Here is a 15,324-nt window from a genome sequence, read left to right on the forward strand (position 1 = left end):
CGTATATACGAGTGTTGACTAACTTATATATACGAGTTAATATGTAATTGTAAACGGTATCAAAAAAAGAAAAGAGGGACGGGAATATGGGGAAAGACTATCGTAAAACAGCAGAGGAAGTGTTGCAGTATATTGGTGGGAAAGACAATATTGAACAAGCTGCACATTGTGTGACGAGGCTCCGTATCGCTTTAAAAGATGAAAGTAAAATAGATAATGATAAATTACAGTCTGTTTCATTAGTGAAAGGAGCGTTTCATAACGCTGGTATATTTCAAGTTGTAATTGGTCCAGGAGATGTAGATCGTGTTTACGCTGAATTGATAACGCTTGCGGGTATGAAAGAATCGACTGTAGCTGACGTAAAAGACTCTGGAAATCAGAAGTTAAATCCAGCTCAAAAGTTTGTAAAAATATTTTCAGATGTATTTATGCCGATATTACCAGCGATCGTAACGGCCGGTTTACTAATGGGTATTAACAATCTATTAGGCGCAAAGGACTTATTTTTTGATGGGAAAAATTTATTAGATGTTTATCCGAACTTAGGCGGGCTTTGGGATTTAATTAATATGATGGCCAATACAGCATTCGTATTCTTACCAGCACTTGTCGGGTGGTCAGCAACGAAGCGTTTTGGTGGTAGTCCAATACTAGGGATTGTTATGGGATTAATGCTTGTGCACCCGGCCTTATTAAACGCTTGGGACTATGGAAAAGCAGCGACTGGTTTAGACGGACAAAAGATTGAGTACTTCGATATTTTAGGACTGTTCCAAATTGAAAAGGTAGGGTATCAAGGTCAAATCTTGCCGGTTTTAGTAGCTGCATTTGTGTTAAGTAAAGTAGAAATTTTCTTAAAGAAACATGTACCAAATGCAATTCAATTATTAGTTGTACCAATTACAACAATCGTTGTGACAGGTGTGTTAGCATTAGGAATTATTGGTCCGGTTACACGTCATATTGGAGATTTATTAACAGTAGGATTAGTAGGTGTATATGAAACAGTACCAGTAGTTGGAGCAGTATTATTTGGAGCGTTATATGCACCACTTGTAATTACAGGTATGCATCATATGTTTATTGCAATTGATTTACAATTGATTGCACAACATGGCGGTACATTTATTTGGCCGATGATTGCTCTTTCTAATATTGCGCAAGGTAGTGCGGCACTTGCGATGTTCTGGATTTCTAAAAATCAAAATGATAAAAGTATGGCATCAACATCAGCCATTTCAGCATACTTCGGTATTACAGAACCAGCGATGTTTGGTGTGAATTTACGAAATAAGTTCCCGTTTTATGCAGCGATTATAGGGTCTGCTGTGGCAGCGATATTCATTACATTAAATGGTGTATTAGCACCTGCTATCGGAATTGGGGGATTGCCAGCATTTATTTCTATCATTCCGAAATCGATTCCAATGTTTATTGTCGGAATGATTATTGCAGTTGTAATCCCATTTACTTTAACATGGTTATTTGCAAAAAGAGTGAAACAGAAGTAGGAGGAAGTTAAACATGAAGGATTGGCATAAAAGTGTAGTCTATCAAATTTATCCGAAGAGCTTTAATAGTTATTACAATAGAGAAACCGGTGATATAAAAGGGGTTACAGAGAAACTAGATTATTTAAAAGAACTCGGAGTGGATTATATTTGGTTAACACCGATATACCAATCACCACAAAATGATAATGGATATGATGTAAGTGATTATTACAGCATTGATCCATCTTACGGAACGATGGAAGAGTTTGAAGAACTTTTAGCAGAAGCGAAAGTACGTAACATTGAGATTATGCTGGATATTGTTGTAAATCATAGTTCGACTGAACATAAGTGGTTTAAAGAAGCGAAGGAAGATAAAAATAGTCCATATCGTAATTACTATATTTGGCGTGATGAAAAAAATAATTGGCAGTCTAAGTTTGGTGGATCTGCTTGGAAATATGATGAGAAGACGGAGCAATATTATTTACATTTATTTGATGAAACACAAGCTGATTTAAATTGGGAAAATGAAAAACTTCGTGAAGAAGTATATGATATGATGCGTTTTTGGCTGGATAAAGGGGTAACAGGATTTCGATTAGATGTCATTAACTTAATTTCAAAAGACCAATGCTTCTTAAACGATGAAGGTAGTACTGCGACAAGTGATGGACGCAAGTATTATACAGATGGTCCGCGTGTTCATGAATATTTACAAGAGATGAACCGAAATGTTTTTGCAGGAAAAGATGTCATTACAGTTGGAGAAATGTCATCTACGACAATTGATAATTGTATTAAATATTCTAATCCTGAGCGTAATGAATTAAGCATGACGTTTAGTTTCCATCATTTAAAAGTAGATTATCCGAATGGTGATAAGTGGACGAAAGCAGAGTTTGATTTTATTAAATTAAAAGAGATTATGTCTAACTGGCAAATTGAAATGCAAAAGGGCGGAGGATGGAATGCGTTATTTTGGTGTAATCATGACCAGCCTCGCATCGTGTCACGCTTTGGTGATGATGGAAAGTACCGAAACGAATCTGCAAAAATGTTAGCGACAGCCATGCACATGCTGCAAGGAACGCCTTATATTTATCAAGGGGAAGAAATCGGTATGACGAATCCTAAATTTGAGTCCATCGAGCAATATCGTGATGTAGAATCGTTAAATATATACGATATAAAGCTAAAAGAAGGGCTATCAAAAGAAGAGATTATAGGGATTTTAAAGCAAAAATCTCGTGACAACTCTCGCACTCCGATGCAGTGGAATGAAGAGATGAACAGTGGTTTTACAACAAGTACACCTTGGATTTCAGCGGCTGAAAATTTTAAAGAAATAAACGTAGAGAAGGCATTAGAAGATAAAGAGTCCGTATTTTATCATTATAAAAAGTTAATAGAGCTTAGAAAAACGTATGATGTAATTACAGAAGGAGAATATGCTATTTTGGATAAAAATGATCCTAAAATTTGGGCATATACTCGTACTACAGAAAGTGAAGTACTACTTGTTATAAATAACTTCTATGGAGAAGAAATAACGTATTCAGTACCAGCGCACGTTCAGTTAGATGGAATGAAACAAGAAGTACTACTGTCGAATTATAAAGATGCCAGCAAGGATATTGCAAAACTTAACTTAAGACCATATGAATCAATTGTGTATCGATATACGAAATAAAAAGGTTGTATGCCCGAGCGGCATACAACCTTTTTATTTTAAGACACCACTATACAAAATGCTTACTTCTACTTCAGGTTTGAATTTTACTTTTGCATAATCTTTATTCCAATTTTTTTTCTTCCATAAGTTAGGATGATAAGCGATAAGATGTCTTCCAATACCGAAAGCATCACAATTTGCTTTTTGTAGTTTTTGTGTTATTTTTTTCGCTTCTTTCGTGAGTTGCTTAGAAAGTTCTTTATTTAGTTTTTCTCTATCGTCCATTGTATACATATTATCTCTTGGAGATTCAAGTGCTATAACTTTTAATTGGAGCTTAATGTGAGCATAAACATTTCCTTTTTTATCTGTTGTTATTTTTAAGTCGCGTTTTAATTTTCGATTACTAATTTCCATTGTTAAATAATCAGATGTCTTCTCAGATTCATCACTAGTCAGTTTTTGGGTTATACGGGCACTTGTTCCCATTTTTCCGGTTAATAACACGAATAAAACAGATTGTTGCAAAGGTAAATGCCCAGTTAATTTATCATTGTTAAATAAAGCTAACCCGTTTGTAACTACTTCTTTTCCTTTTATTTTTATAGAAGGAAGGGTAAAGTCTTTACCGGGATCTAACATTTTTGTAGCAGCTGTTTCTAAAGTTTCTTTTGGAAATACACTCATATCTTCTAAGCTTTTCACTTTTTTCTTTAGAAAATCTCCAATTAGTAAATTTCCTATTTTCTTTTTTTCGAGTATCTCCGATGTTTCACCATCTACTGCAATAAGTTTTACTAAAGCAGTTGGGTTTGTTGGATCTCGAAAGCTGACATCTAAATAGGGGAGTATACCCTTTTTTAGAATTTTGGTTCCGAGTAATTGAACACCATATTTAAAATAGCGAATATTCCCAGTCACATTTTTTTTTAGGGCATCGCCTGTATCCATTATGTTATGCCCGGTTGCTGAATATATTTCATTCTCAAATGAAGATTGCTCTCCGCTTGAACTTTTTACGAGCTCGATTGTTTGCTGGAGTTTATTCTCTTCCGTAATATCAGCTCCAACGCTATAAGCTAAACTTGCCTCCCTTAATGGTTCTTGATCCCAACAGCCAGAAAGGAGGGAACTAGCACATAATATTAAAAGTAATTTAACTCTTTTTGGGAACATACTGTTCTCCTTTCTTCTTTCTTATTATTGAATAAAGTAGAAATAAAAGAGGGAGAACAACGATGAAAATATAGGTGAACTTATCAGTGAAAGTTGAAATTACTTTTAATTCTTCAGGTGTATCTATAAATAAGGCTACACTAAAAGCAATAATACCAACGATTGGAACAGCCTTTTTATGATTAGCAAGGTTGAATATATGTCCAATTCCGATTGAAGCAGCGCAGTAATAACTAGCAATAGAAGCGACAACTGTTATCATCCAAATTGGGATGAAGATTAGGTCCGTTCGATCTATAATTCCAATATGCAAGGAGCGTAATAAGTAAGCAACTGGCTCTGGAATAAGCTCAATTTGCTTTGGACTAAATACGATAAAGCAAATCCAAACGGTAAAAGTATAAAAAAGAGTTACAAATCCATTGGCGATAGAAATGGCCTTCAGTTTTGCAATAGAACTCCCATTTACTTTTGGGAAAGCGATAAGAATAATTTCAAAACCATACATGGCTGTAATTGTTTCCTTGGATGCTTGAATTATATTCCACCATCCGGCTTCTGTAATAGGAAAAATATAAGAGAAATCAGCTCGTGAAAGCCCTAGGGCAATTAAAAGAGCCATTGGAATAATGAGAATAGAGGCCATGACATAAAATCGTACGATGACTTTAAATGTGTTATAAGCTACATAACAACAAGCTACTGTACATAATATGAGAATTGCAGACCACGGAGTTGCGTGTAAAACCCATACTTTAATGACGTTACAAGCATTCAACATAACCGTCATACCGATAAGGGTAAAATAAAAAACATAAGAAAAGCCCAATAGTTTTCCTAACTTATTACCAAATAGCATACAAACACTTTTATACATATCTGCATCAGGAAATCGTTTTAAGAAAAGCCACATAAGTAAAATAATAAGTTGAATGGCAAGCCCCGCGATGAGCGCAGAAATCCAACCACCACCTTTTGCTATCGGATGAAGCCGGTTAGGTAGAGATAGTATACCGACCCCAATTTGGCATTGAATAACGAAAAAGGTAAATTGAACAAGTGAAATTTTACTTTGCGTGTTTGTCACCGTCCTCATCCTCTCTCGTTACATGTTGGCGCTGCATTTTTTTCGGTTTTGGATCATGTGGTCTTTCCCAAAATGACCAAATTGGTAGTCTTATGAAAGAATCTTTCATATCTTTAATCCGCATCGGGGCAACAGGAGAAAGATATGGTGTATGAAATGAATGAAGCTGACATAAGTGAACGAAAGTTATAATGAGACCGAATGATATTCCTACATATCCGAATATGGCAGCAAGGAGCATTAATGGAAAACGAAGAATCCGAACTGCTGAACTCATATCGTTTGATGGAACGAGAAAAGATGAGATTGCAGTTAAAGCTACAACGATGATCATTGTGTAAGAAACGAGTCCAGCTTTTACAATTGCATCCCCAATTACTAAACCACCTACAATACCGATTGTTTGTCCAACGCGGCTCGGCAAGCGAATACCAGCTTCTCGTAATAACTCGAAAATTAACTCCATTAAGAGAGCTTCAAAAATAGGAGGAAGCGGTACTTTCTCTAATGAAGCTTTAATCGTATACACAAGTTCGAGCGGTAACACATCAGGATGAAAAGCAACAGTTGCAATATATAAAGCTGGTAAGAGAAAGGCAATTAAAAAACTTACTAAGCGAATCATTCGGACGAAAGAACCGACAATCCAACGGTTATTATAATCATCTGGTGATTGATAGAAAGCAAATAATGTAACAGGAACGATGAGCGCTGTTGGATCTCCATCAGATAAAATAGCAACACGCCCTTCCATTAGATTAGCAACAGTTCTATCTGGACGCTCTGTATTTAATTGCTGCGGAAATGGGGAGAAAGACGTGTCCTCTATAAATTCTTGTATGTATCCTGGTGGCATAAGTGCATCCGTTTTAATGGTTTCCAATCTTCTTTTCACTTCTATAACTAAATCGTCATTCGCTATATTTTGCATATAAGTAATTGCCACTTTCGTGTGCATTTCTTCACCGAGTGTAAAATACTTAACAACTAAATTTGGACTCTTAATGAGTTTACGAATAGAGGTTAAATTAGTTGCTAGATCCTCTACAAAACCAGTATGTGGACCGCGCACAACTCCTTCATTATCAGGCTCTGCTATATCTCTCTTTAAAGATAAGGTTGTTTCGAAAATACAAAAACTGTCGACGTGTTCATGAAAATATAAGGATTTACCTTGTAATAAAAGTTGTATCCCATAATTTAAATTCGTTTCTTTTTTCATATTTAACGTAGAAAAAGCTTTATCTAAAGATAAATCTGATCGCGTTAATAATGGCTCAAGGACTAACTGATGAATTAGATTTGGATCTGCTAAAGATTCGATATATAAGATTGCTCCTTTTCCGTTTTGAAAAGGGAGATCTAATTTTTTTATATCATCAGAATGAGAAAGTTTATTTTCAATGTAATTAATGTTCTCCGGAAGTGATGGAAACATATGCTTTTGGTTTTTACTCTCTTGTTGTTCTTTTTGCTCTGTCATAATTTCCACCTCTCTTAAAGTGCAATTGTTTCTGTTAATTTTTGTCGTTTGTGAGAAATTTATGCTTGAATTATTTTAAAAAAAGAGGATTGAAGGTTACGTTACATTGTCTTTTGTGCATTATTCAATTTCATAGCAGTACTTCTAACATTTGTGTCGAATTAAGAAGATATATAGGAGGGATATATATGGAAATAGCTGTAGAACGTGTTTTTACGAAAGAGATTTTAAAAAGAGCAGCGAATTTGTTTCATGTAACAGTGGAAGAAAAGCCACTTGGAGATTTTGAGAATTATATTTTTAAGGCGAAGGGTGATAATGATGAAGATTACGTATTACGTTTAACACATTCTTCTCATCGTTCTAAACAAGAGGTAGAGGCCGAACTAGATTTTTTACGATATGTTGCGGAGAATGGGGCAAAGGTAGCAGGACCTCTTTATTCAACGTCTCGAAATCTCGTAGAAAAAATCGTAGCAGAGGATGAAACTTTCTTTTTCGCTTCCTTATTTACATATGCAAAAGGTGAGCAAGTAAAAGGAGAGGAATCGCCTTATTGGGGCGAGCCTCTCTTTGAAGCATGGGGAAAAGCGATTGGGCAACTGCATCGCCTTACAATGGAATATCCTAAAACAGACTATCGTGATACGTGGGAAGAAGACGAGAGTGGGATTGTTAATGAACTAGAAGATGATCAAGTGAAAAAAATCGCTGCGGTATTAATGGATGAGATAAAGGCTCTTTCAATTGAAAGAGAAACGTTCGGCCTTATGCACGGGGATATTCATCCAGGTAATTTTCATTATGATGGTAAAGAGTTAACAATCTTTGATTTTGATGATGCAGCTTATAATTACTTTATACATGATTTAGCGATGGTTCTTTATTACTCTGTTCTATTTACACCGTGGACAGCAGAAGAGAAGACAGATTTTGCTCGTAAACAGTTACAAGTGTTACGAAAAGGATATGAGTATGAGCACAGGCTGGCGGATAGTTGGTATGAATCGTTGCCACTATTTTTACGTTTACGTGATATAGGTTTATATGGAACGCTTCAGAAGAAGTTTAAAGGGAAAGATATGCCTGATAACTTCTTGAAATTATCAGAAGAGCTATACGAAAGAATTATTAAAAGAGAAGCAATTGTGAATATATAATACATTTAGTTTAAAACAAAGTATATAAAACAAATATATACTTTGTTTTTTTATACAAAAATATGTTTACTTTATTAAAATAATATTGTCCTAGATTCGGTATGCACTTATAATTTTATATATATTCTGAATATTCTTTATAAAGAAGGAGGGGGAATGTTGGAAACTTTCGTAAATTGGTTAAATAATATTGTTTGGAGTCCAGCACTTGTTTATTTATGTTTAGGAGTAGGTTTATATTTTTCTATTCGAACGAAGTTTTTACAAGTAAGGCACGTAGGAGAAATGGTGAAGCTGACATTTCAAGGAGAAAAATCAGAGGCTGGTGTTTCTTCATTCCAAGCGTTAGCACTTTCGTTATCAGGACGTGTTGGGACAGGGAATATCGCTGGGGTAGCAACAGCGGTTGCATTCGGTGGACCAGGAGCTGTATTTTGGATGTGGGCAGTAGCCTTTTTAGGGGCAGGATCAGCTTATGTAGAATCAACACTCGCGCAAATATATAAGACGAAACATCAAGGGCAGTTTCGTGGTGGACCTGCTTATTACATCGAAAAAGGTCTAGGAGTTAAATGGTATGCTTTAGTATTCGTTGCAGCGACAATTCTTGCAACAGGACTTTTACTACCAGGCGTACAAGCAAATAGTATTGCTGTAAGTTTAGAAACGGCTTTTGGTATTAATACTACCGCATCAGGGGCTATATTAGTTGTCGTATTAGCTCTTATCATTTTCGGTGGAGTAAAGCGAATTGTTAACGTAGCGCAAGTTGTCGTACCTTTTATGGCAATAGGCTATATTTTAGTAGCTTGCGTCATTGTTGCTATGAATATTGAAAAATTGCCAGAAGCATTTATGTTAATTATAAGAAGTGCATTTGCATTAGAAGCTGCTTTCGGTGGTATTATCGGTTTAGCAATCTCTTGGGGGGTAAAACGTGGTATTTATTCCAATGAAGCAGGACAAGGGACTGGACCACACGCAGCAGCAGCAGCCGAAGTATCACATCCAGCTAAGCAAGGTTTAGTGCAAGCATTTTCCGTTTACATTGATACATTATTTGTTTGTTCAGCAACAGCATTTATGATGATTATTACAGGCATGTATAACGTATTTGATGCAAGCGGAAAAAACTTTATCGTTAATAAACTAAATGGTGCTCAGCCAGGACCAGGATATACACAGGCGGCGGTAGAATCTGTTTTCCCTGGATTTGGAAACGGTTTCGTTGCAATCTCGTTATTATTCTTCGCGTTTACAACAATTATGGCGTATTACTACATTGCAGAAACGAATATTGCGTACTTAAATCGTGATAAAGACCGTCCTTGGATGTCTATGGTACTAAAGTTTGTATTTTTAGGAGCTGTATTCTATGGATGTATAAAAACAGCAGCAACGGCTTGGGCTTTAGGCGACATTGGGGTAGGAATTATGGCATGGGTAAATATCATTGCGATTTTACTATTACAAAAACCTGCATTAGTCGCATTAAAGGATTATGAAAAACAGAAAAAAGAAGGAAAAGATCCAGTATTCGATCCAGGGCCATTAGGAATTAAAAATGCTGATTTTTGGGAGCATGAATACGGGAAAGATAAGAAAGAAGAAGTATCTTAACAGAATAGAAATGAAGAAGCAAAGGGGAAACTCTTTGCTTTTTTTTATGGACAAATTGAAGCTAAAAGTTATTTTTGGGACTATTTTTGAATATAAAAAGAATGTACATGCATTGTTAGGGGAAGGGGGAGTATGTTGATAGAATTTCGTAATGTAAATAAATATTATGGTAACTTTCAAGTTTTGAAAAATATTAATGTGCAAGTGAAAAAAGGGGAAGTGGTAGTAGTTGTCGGGCCTTCAGGATCAGGAAAAAGTACATTGCTTCGATGTATAAATCAATTAGAGGCAATTACAGATGGAGAATTAATTGTACAAAATACAGAGGTACACAATAAAAAAACGGACATGAATGAATTGCGGCGAAATATTGGGATGGTCTTTCAACATTTTTATTTATATCCACATAAAACGGTTCTTCAAAATATTACATTAGCACCGATTAAAGTAAATAAAGTTTCCAAAGAAGAAGCAGAGAAAACAGCAATGTTTTATTTAGAGAAAGTAGGAATCCCGGAGAAGGCTAACGTATATCCACATCAATTATCCGGAGGACAACAGCAACGGGTGGCAATTGCTAGAGGACTTGCAATGCAGCCGGAAATTATGCTATTCGATGAGCCTACGTCTGCTCTTGATCCAGAGATGATTGGAGAGGTACTTGATGTTATGAAAGCACTGGCTAAAGAAGGGATGACAATGGTCGTTGTCACGCATGAAATGGGATTTGCTAGAGAGGTAGCAGATAGGATCTTATTTATGGATGATGGTCAAATTATTGAAGATACAACACCGGCGCACTTTTTTGCAAACCCTGACCAAGAAAGAGCTCGTTTATTTTTAAGTCGGGTGCTAAATCATTAGAGGAGGAATTTCATGCTTAAAATGAAAAAATTATTTACTTTAATCGTATTTTCATGTTTATTTGTGCTTGTTGTTGCTGGTTGCGGAAGTAAGAAAGATGAGGCAAAGGAAACAAATACGAAGCAAGGCGGGGCTGTTGAGCAAATTAAGAAACGAGGGAAATTAGTAGTTGGGGTGAAGAATGATACGAATTTATTTGGATTAAAAAATCCTTCAACAGGGCAGGTAGAAGGATTCGATGTTGATGTCGCGAAGGCACTTGCGAAAAAGATTCTTGGAGATGAAAAGAAGCTAGAGCTGAAAGAAGTAACGTCTAAAACACGTATTCCAATGCTGAAAAATGGTGATATTGATGCAATTATTGCAACAATGACAATTACGGAAGAACGCAAAAAAGAAGTGGATTTTTCAGATGTATATTTTAAAGCAGGACAATCGTTACTTGTGAAAAAAGGAAGCAATATTAAGAGTGTCGATGATATAAAACAAGGCGTTAAAGTATTAGCTGTAAAAGGGTCAACATCTACAAATAACATTCGTCAAAAGTCACCAGAAGCGACTGTATTAGAGTTTGAAAATTATAGTGAGGCATTTACAGCGTTAAAGGCAGGTAAAGGTGATGTGTTAACGACAGATAATGCGATCCTTTACGGAATGGCAAAACAAGATTCTAATTATGAAGTAGTAGGAAAAATTTTCACAGATGAACCGTATGGAATTGCAGTGCAAAAAGGGGCAGATGATTTAACGAAAGAGATTAATACTTTAATTAAAGACATGAAAGCAAGCGGAGAGTATGACAAATTATATGAGAAATGGATTGGACAAAAACCAGAAAAGTAGATAGTAAAAGTGAGAGGATGAGAGTACTCATCCTCTTCTTGTAAAGAAAGAGGGGAGAATATGTGCCTGATTTTTCTATATTAACGAATAACATTGATATGTATTTAGAAGGATTTAAATATACAGTTATGTCTAGTGTAATTGCATTGATAGGTAGTTTTATTTTAGGAGTAATTTTGGCAGTAATGCGTATTGCACCTATTCGTATTTTAAATTGGATAGGATCAGCTTTTGTGGAGTTTGTAAGAAATATTCCACTCGTATTAATTGCATTTATATTCTATTTTGCTTTACCTGTAATAGGAATTACTTTAAATGGTTTTGTAGCAGGAACAGTTACGCTTACGGTATATACGGCAGCTTTTATTGCAGAAGTAATTCGCGCTGGTATTTTATCAGTTGCGAAAGGGCAGATGGAAGCTGCTCGCTCTTCAGGGCTAACGTATGTGCAGGCGATGTATTATGTTGTCTTACCACAAGCTGTGAAAATTGTAATTCCCCCTTTAGGAAACCAGTTTCTCAATTTAGTTAAAAACTCCTCAATACTTGGAATCATTGCTGGTGCTGATTTAATGTATCAAGGAGATTTAATTTCAACGAAGACGTTTGTTACGTTTGATGTTTATATATTTGTCGGGATGTTTTATTTAATATTAACAATTCCGCTCAGTATGCTAGTGCGTTATTTAGAAAAACGCTTAGCAAAGGAGGCGGTGTAAATGGATTTCAAGGGAGCAATTACAGGAGATCATATTCTATTTTTATTAAAAGGATTACTTATAACATTAGAGGTAGCGCTCATAGCAATTGTACTTAGTTTTATTATTGGAAGTGTAATCGGTATATTGCGCTACACGAAAATACCTGTCGTCTCACAAATATTAGGAGTTATAGTTGAAGTGATTCGAAACTTACCACTACTGTTAATTATATTTTTCACGTATTTTGCACTTCCAGAAGCAGGCTTGAAATTAGAAATTATAACAGCTGCAATTGTTGCTTTAACAATATTTGAGGCAGCAATGATATCTGAAATTGTTAGAAGTGGTTTATTGTCTATTGAAAAAGGGCAGGTTGAAGCCGCAAGATCTTCGGGATTAACTTATGTGCAAGCGCTTTGGCATATTATTTTGCCACAAGCATTAAGGAGAATGGTTCCGCCGCTTGTCAGTCAATTTATTTCATTGCTGAAGGATACGTCGCTAGCGGTTGTTATATCACTCCCTGAGCTTATGCATAATGCTCAAATTATTAGCGGGCAAAATGTGAATTACATGATTCCAACATTTATATTAGTAGCTTGTATGTACTTTATCGTAAATTATAGTTTATCAATTTTATCGAGAAGATTAGAACTTCGTTGACTCTTACAATATATGTAAGAGTTTTTTCCTTGTTTCTCCTTATTTTCCTCTAAATAGAATCTAAATCTTGCAATAATTCGATTTTTATATTATTTTATCAGAAAAGTTTTAATTTTATATAGAAAATGTAATCGCTTTCGTGTATATTTTTATTATCAGAAAATTTTAACAAGATATAGGGGTATTGGTAGGGGGAGGATTTAGATGCAGCAACCAACGAATGAGAAATTACATCGCACGATGAAGAGTAGACATTTATTTATGATCGCACTTGGTGGTGTAATCGGAACTGGTTTTTTCTTAGGTTCAGGTTACACTATTAATCAGGCTGGACCAGGGGGAGCCATCCTTTCATATTTAGTAGGCGGATTTATTATGTATTTAACAATGCTTTGTCTTGGAGAGTTAACGGTAGCGATGCCGGTTTCAGGATCTTTCCAAAAGTATGCAACGAAGTTTATTGGACCAGGAACGGGCTTTATGATTGGCTGGTTATACTGGCTTGGCTGGGCAGTAACAGTGGGTCTAGAATTAACGTCAATAGGTTTAATGATGAAAAGATGGTTTCCAAATGTTGATGTTTGGGTATGGTGCCTTGTATTCGGTGTTATTTTATATGCTTCAAACGCAATTTCGGCAAAAAGTTATGCTGAATTAGAATTTTGGTTTTCTAGTATTAAAGTAGTTACCATTCTTGCCTTTGTCGTTCTTGGTGGTAGTGCATTATTAGGGTTTATATCATATGACGGAAAAGAAGCAGCACCTCTTTTCTCTAACTTTGTAAGCGATGGTGGATTATTCCCGAATGGACTAGCTGCCGTATTACTTACGATGATTACAGTTAACTTCTCGTTCCAAGGAACAGAGTTAATCGGGATTGCAGCGGGAGAAAGTGAAAATCCAGAAAAAACAATTCCACGCGCGATCCGTAATACAGTATGGCGCATTATGTTATTCTTCATTTTAACAATGACGATTTTAGTAGGGTTAATTTCTTGGAAAGAAGCTGGCGTAATTGAAAGTCCATTCGTAGTCGTATTTGATAAAATCGGTATTCCGTATGCAGCTGATATTATGAATTTCGTTATTATTACAGCGTTACTATCTGTAGCGAATTCAGGATTATATGCGGCAACTCGTATACTATGGTCACTTGCAAATGAAGGAATGGCACCAAAGTCTTTCCAAAAAGTAAATAAACGTGGTATTCCAATTACAGCGTTAGTTGTAACAATTGCTGTAGCTGCTTTATCTTTATTAACAAGCTTCCTTGCAGAAGATACAGTATACATGTACTTATTATCTATAGCTGGTTTATCAGCTGTTTCAAGTTGGATCATTATTGCTTTATCGCAACTTCGCTTTAGAAGTCAGTATATAAAAGGCGGAGGAAAGTTAGAGGACTTAAAGTATAGAACACCACTATACCCAATCGTTCCAATTTTAGCTTTAATTACAAATAGTATCGTTGTTATTAGTTTAGCGTTTATTCCAGAACAAAGAATGGCGTTATACTGTGGTATTCCATTTATCATTTTCTGCTATATATATTATTATTATATTAGTAAGAAACGGCAGAAACCGATGAAAGTGGAGATGGAAAAAACAAATGAAACTAACAATCAAACACGATGATATAGAAGCAGATTTATCGTATGGTCAATTAGCGATTGGAAAAGAAAACGGTTATTCACCGTTACAATTACTCGTTTCTTCTATCGCAGGGTGTAGTGCAATTGTCTTTCGAACGATTTTAAAAAAGAAACGTATTCCATACGATACGTTTACAATCGAAACTGAAATTGGTAGAAGTGAAGCGTTATCGAAGCCAGTTGAAAGTGTTCATTTGCACTATAAAATTAAAGCGCAAAATATTACAGAAGAGCAGCTGGACAAGGCGCTGCAACTTGCAGTGAAAAATTGTACGATTGTTCAATCTGTAAAAGATAGTATAAAGGTTACGGAAACAATTGAACTAATAAAATGAAACATAAAAACGTGAGAATACGGCTCTCACGTTTTTATGTTTTTAATAAAGGGGGAAATATGATGGAATGTTTAGGGTGTAAATTAGCAGGCGGAGAGGAAATTATATATAAAATATATGAAGATGATTATGTAACTTGCTTTTTAGATCATGCGCCTTTCTACCCAGGACATACTTTAATTGTGCCAAAGCAACATGTTGTAGAAGTAGATGAATTAAATGATGTTGTAGCAAAATCCGTTATGGATGCTTCTAAGCTTATTGCAAAAGCGATTAAGATAGTATATAAACCTGACGGAGTTACAGTTTGTCAAAATGGTGGAGTATTTAACGAGTTAACACATTATCATATGCATGTCGTACCAAGATATAAAGAGCGTTCGTTTGCTGAGTTTTATATGGTACAACCAGCAGAAAAGCAGAATCATAACTTGGAAGAGACAAAGAATTTGTTAAAAGAAGCGATAGAGCAAATACTGCATATTGAAAAGGTGTAAAAGAATTTTTCTTAGAGATACAGTCAGGAAAATTCTAATATTAAAAAGCCCAATTTCTCAGTTACAATAGAG

14 protein-coding genes are annotated in these 15,324 nt (G+C 35.5%); 11 read left to right on the forward strand and 3 right to left on the reverse strand.

The genetic code is table 11. The annotated features are described in order from the left end of the window. Positions 1 to 86: 86 nt before the first annotated feature. Both treP and treC read left to right on the forward strand, forming a co-directional pair. Positions 87 to 1,514 (forward strand): PTS system trehalose-specific EIIBC component, encoded by a 1,428-nt coding sequence (treP, locus tag AB6801_RS25900; protein WP_000513940.1) that lies wholly within the window; start codon positions 87 to 89, stop codon positions 1,512 to 1,514. Positions 1,515 to 1,527: 13 nt separating this feature from the next. Next, positions 1,528 to 3,189, forward strand: coding sequence for an alpha,alpha-phosphotrehalase (treC, locus tag AB6801_RS25905; protein ID WP_000656144.1), 1,662 nt, complete (start codon positions 1,528 to 1,530; stop codon positions 3,187 to 3,189). 33 nt (positions 3,190 to 3,222) lie between these two features. On the opposite strand, the gene AB6801_RS25910 is transcribed toward treC, so the two are convergent. The 3 genes from AB6801_RS25910 to gerKA are packed head-to-tail and all read right to left on the reverse strand — an operon-like array spanning position 3,223 to position 6,917. Continuing rightward, a complete protein-coding gene (locus AB6801_RS25910) occupies positions 3,223 to 4,347 on the reverse strand; it encodes a Ger(x)C family spore germination protein (protein ID WP_000484125.1) in 1,125 nt (374 codons plus the stop codon). Then, entirely contained in the window at positions 4,328 to 5,434 is a 1,107-nt protein-coding gene (locus tag AB6801_RS25915) for a GerAB/ArcD/ProY family transporter (protein ID WP_000185796.1), read from the reverse strand. The genes AB6801_RS25910 and AB6801_RS25915 overlap by 20 nt, the downstream gene beginning before the upstream one ends. Next, positions 5,415 to 6,917, reverse strand: a complete 1,503-nt coding sequence (gene gerKA, locus AB6801_RS25920; RefSeq protein WP_000139248.1) for a spore germination protein GerKA — start codon at positions 6,915 to 6,917, stop codon at positions 5,415 to 5,417. Before gerKA ends, AB6801_RS25915 begins: the two co-directional genes overlap by 20 nt. A 188-nt stretch (positions 6,918 to 7,105) precedes the next feature. Here gerKA and AB6801_RS25925 point away from each other — a divergent pair, with 188 nt between their 5' ends. The 9 genes from AB6801_RS25925 (at position 7,106) to AB6801_RS25965 (ending at position 15,252) form a co-directional block, all read left to right on the forward strand. Beyond that, entirely contained in the window at positions 7,106 to 8,077 is a 972-nt protein-coding gene (locus AB6801_RS25925) for a phosphotransferase enzyme family protein (protein WP_000401649.1), read from the forward strand. A gap of 159 nt (positions 8,078 to 8,236) precedes the next feature. Further along, positions 8,237 to 9,697, forward strand: a complete 1,461-nt coding sequence (locus AB6801_RS25930) for an alanine/glycine:cation symporter family protein (RefSeq protein ID WP_000447396.1) — start codon at positions 8,237 to 8,239, stop codon at positions 9,695 to 9,697. Between the two features lie 132 nt (positions 9,698 to 9,829). Next, entirely contained in the window at positions 9,830 to 10,561 is a 732-nt protein-coding gene (locus AB6801_RS25935; RefSeq protein ID WP_097998500.1) for an amino acid ABC transporter ATP-binding protein, read from the forward strand. Positions 10,562 to 10,573: 12 nt separating this feature from the next. After that, positions 10,574 to 11,404: a glutamine ABC transporter substrate-binding protein GlnH gene (glnH, locus tag AB6801_RS25940; protein ID WP_000916491.1), complete on the forward strand. Its 831-nt coding sequence runs from the start codon at positions 10,574 to 10,576 to the stop codon at positions 11,402 to 11,404. 62 nt (positions 11,405 to 11,466) lie between these two features. Continuing rightward, positions 11,467 to 12,123, forward strand: a complete 657-nt coding sequence (locus AB6801_RS25945) for an amino acid ABC transporter permease (RefSeq protein WP_001112667.1) — start codon at positions 11,467 to 11,469, stop codon at positions 12,121 to 12,123. Next, positions 12,124 to 12,768, forward strand: coding sequence for an amino acid ABC transporter permease (locus AB6801_RS25950; protein WP_000345955.1), 645 nt, complete (start codon positions 12,124 to 12,126; stop codon positions 12,766 to 12,768). Between the two features lie 204 nt (positions 12,769 to 12,972). Next, positions 12,973 to 14,403 carry an amino acid permease gene (locus AB6801_RS25955; protein ID WP_097999561.1) on the forward strand — a complete coding sequence of 477 codons (1,431 nt, stop codon included), beginning with the start codon at positions 12,973 to 12,975 and terminating at the stop codon, positions 14,401 to 14,403. Continuing rightward, positions 14,378 to 14,755: an OsmC family protein gene (locus AB6801_RS25960; protein ID WP_000778842.1), complete on the forward strand. Its 378-nt coding sequence runs from the start codon at positions 14,378 to 14,380 to the stop codon at positions 14,753 to 14,755. Before AB6801_RS25955 ends, AB6801_RS25960 begins: the two co-directional genes overlap by 26 nt. A 62-nt stretch (positions 14,756 to 14,817) precedes the next feature. Further along, the gene (locus AB6801_RS25965; protein ID WP_000388959.1) at positions 14,818 to 15,252 is read left to right on the forward strand and encodes an HIT family protein; all 435 of its coding nucleotides are present in this window, start codon (positions 14,818 to 14,820) and stop codon (positions 15,250 to 15,252) included. The last annotated feature ends 72 nt before the right edge of the window (positions 15,253 to 15,324 follow it).

The organism is Bacillus sp. RCC_6_1, assembly GCF_041360755.1.
GTDB classification, from domain to species: domain Bacteria; phylum Bacillota; class Bacilli; order Bacillales; family Bacillaceae_G; genus Bacillus_A; species Bacillus_A cereus.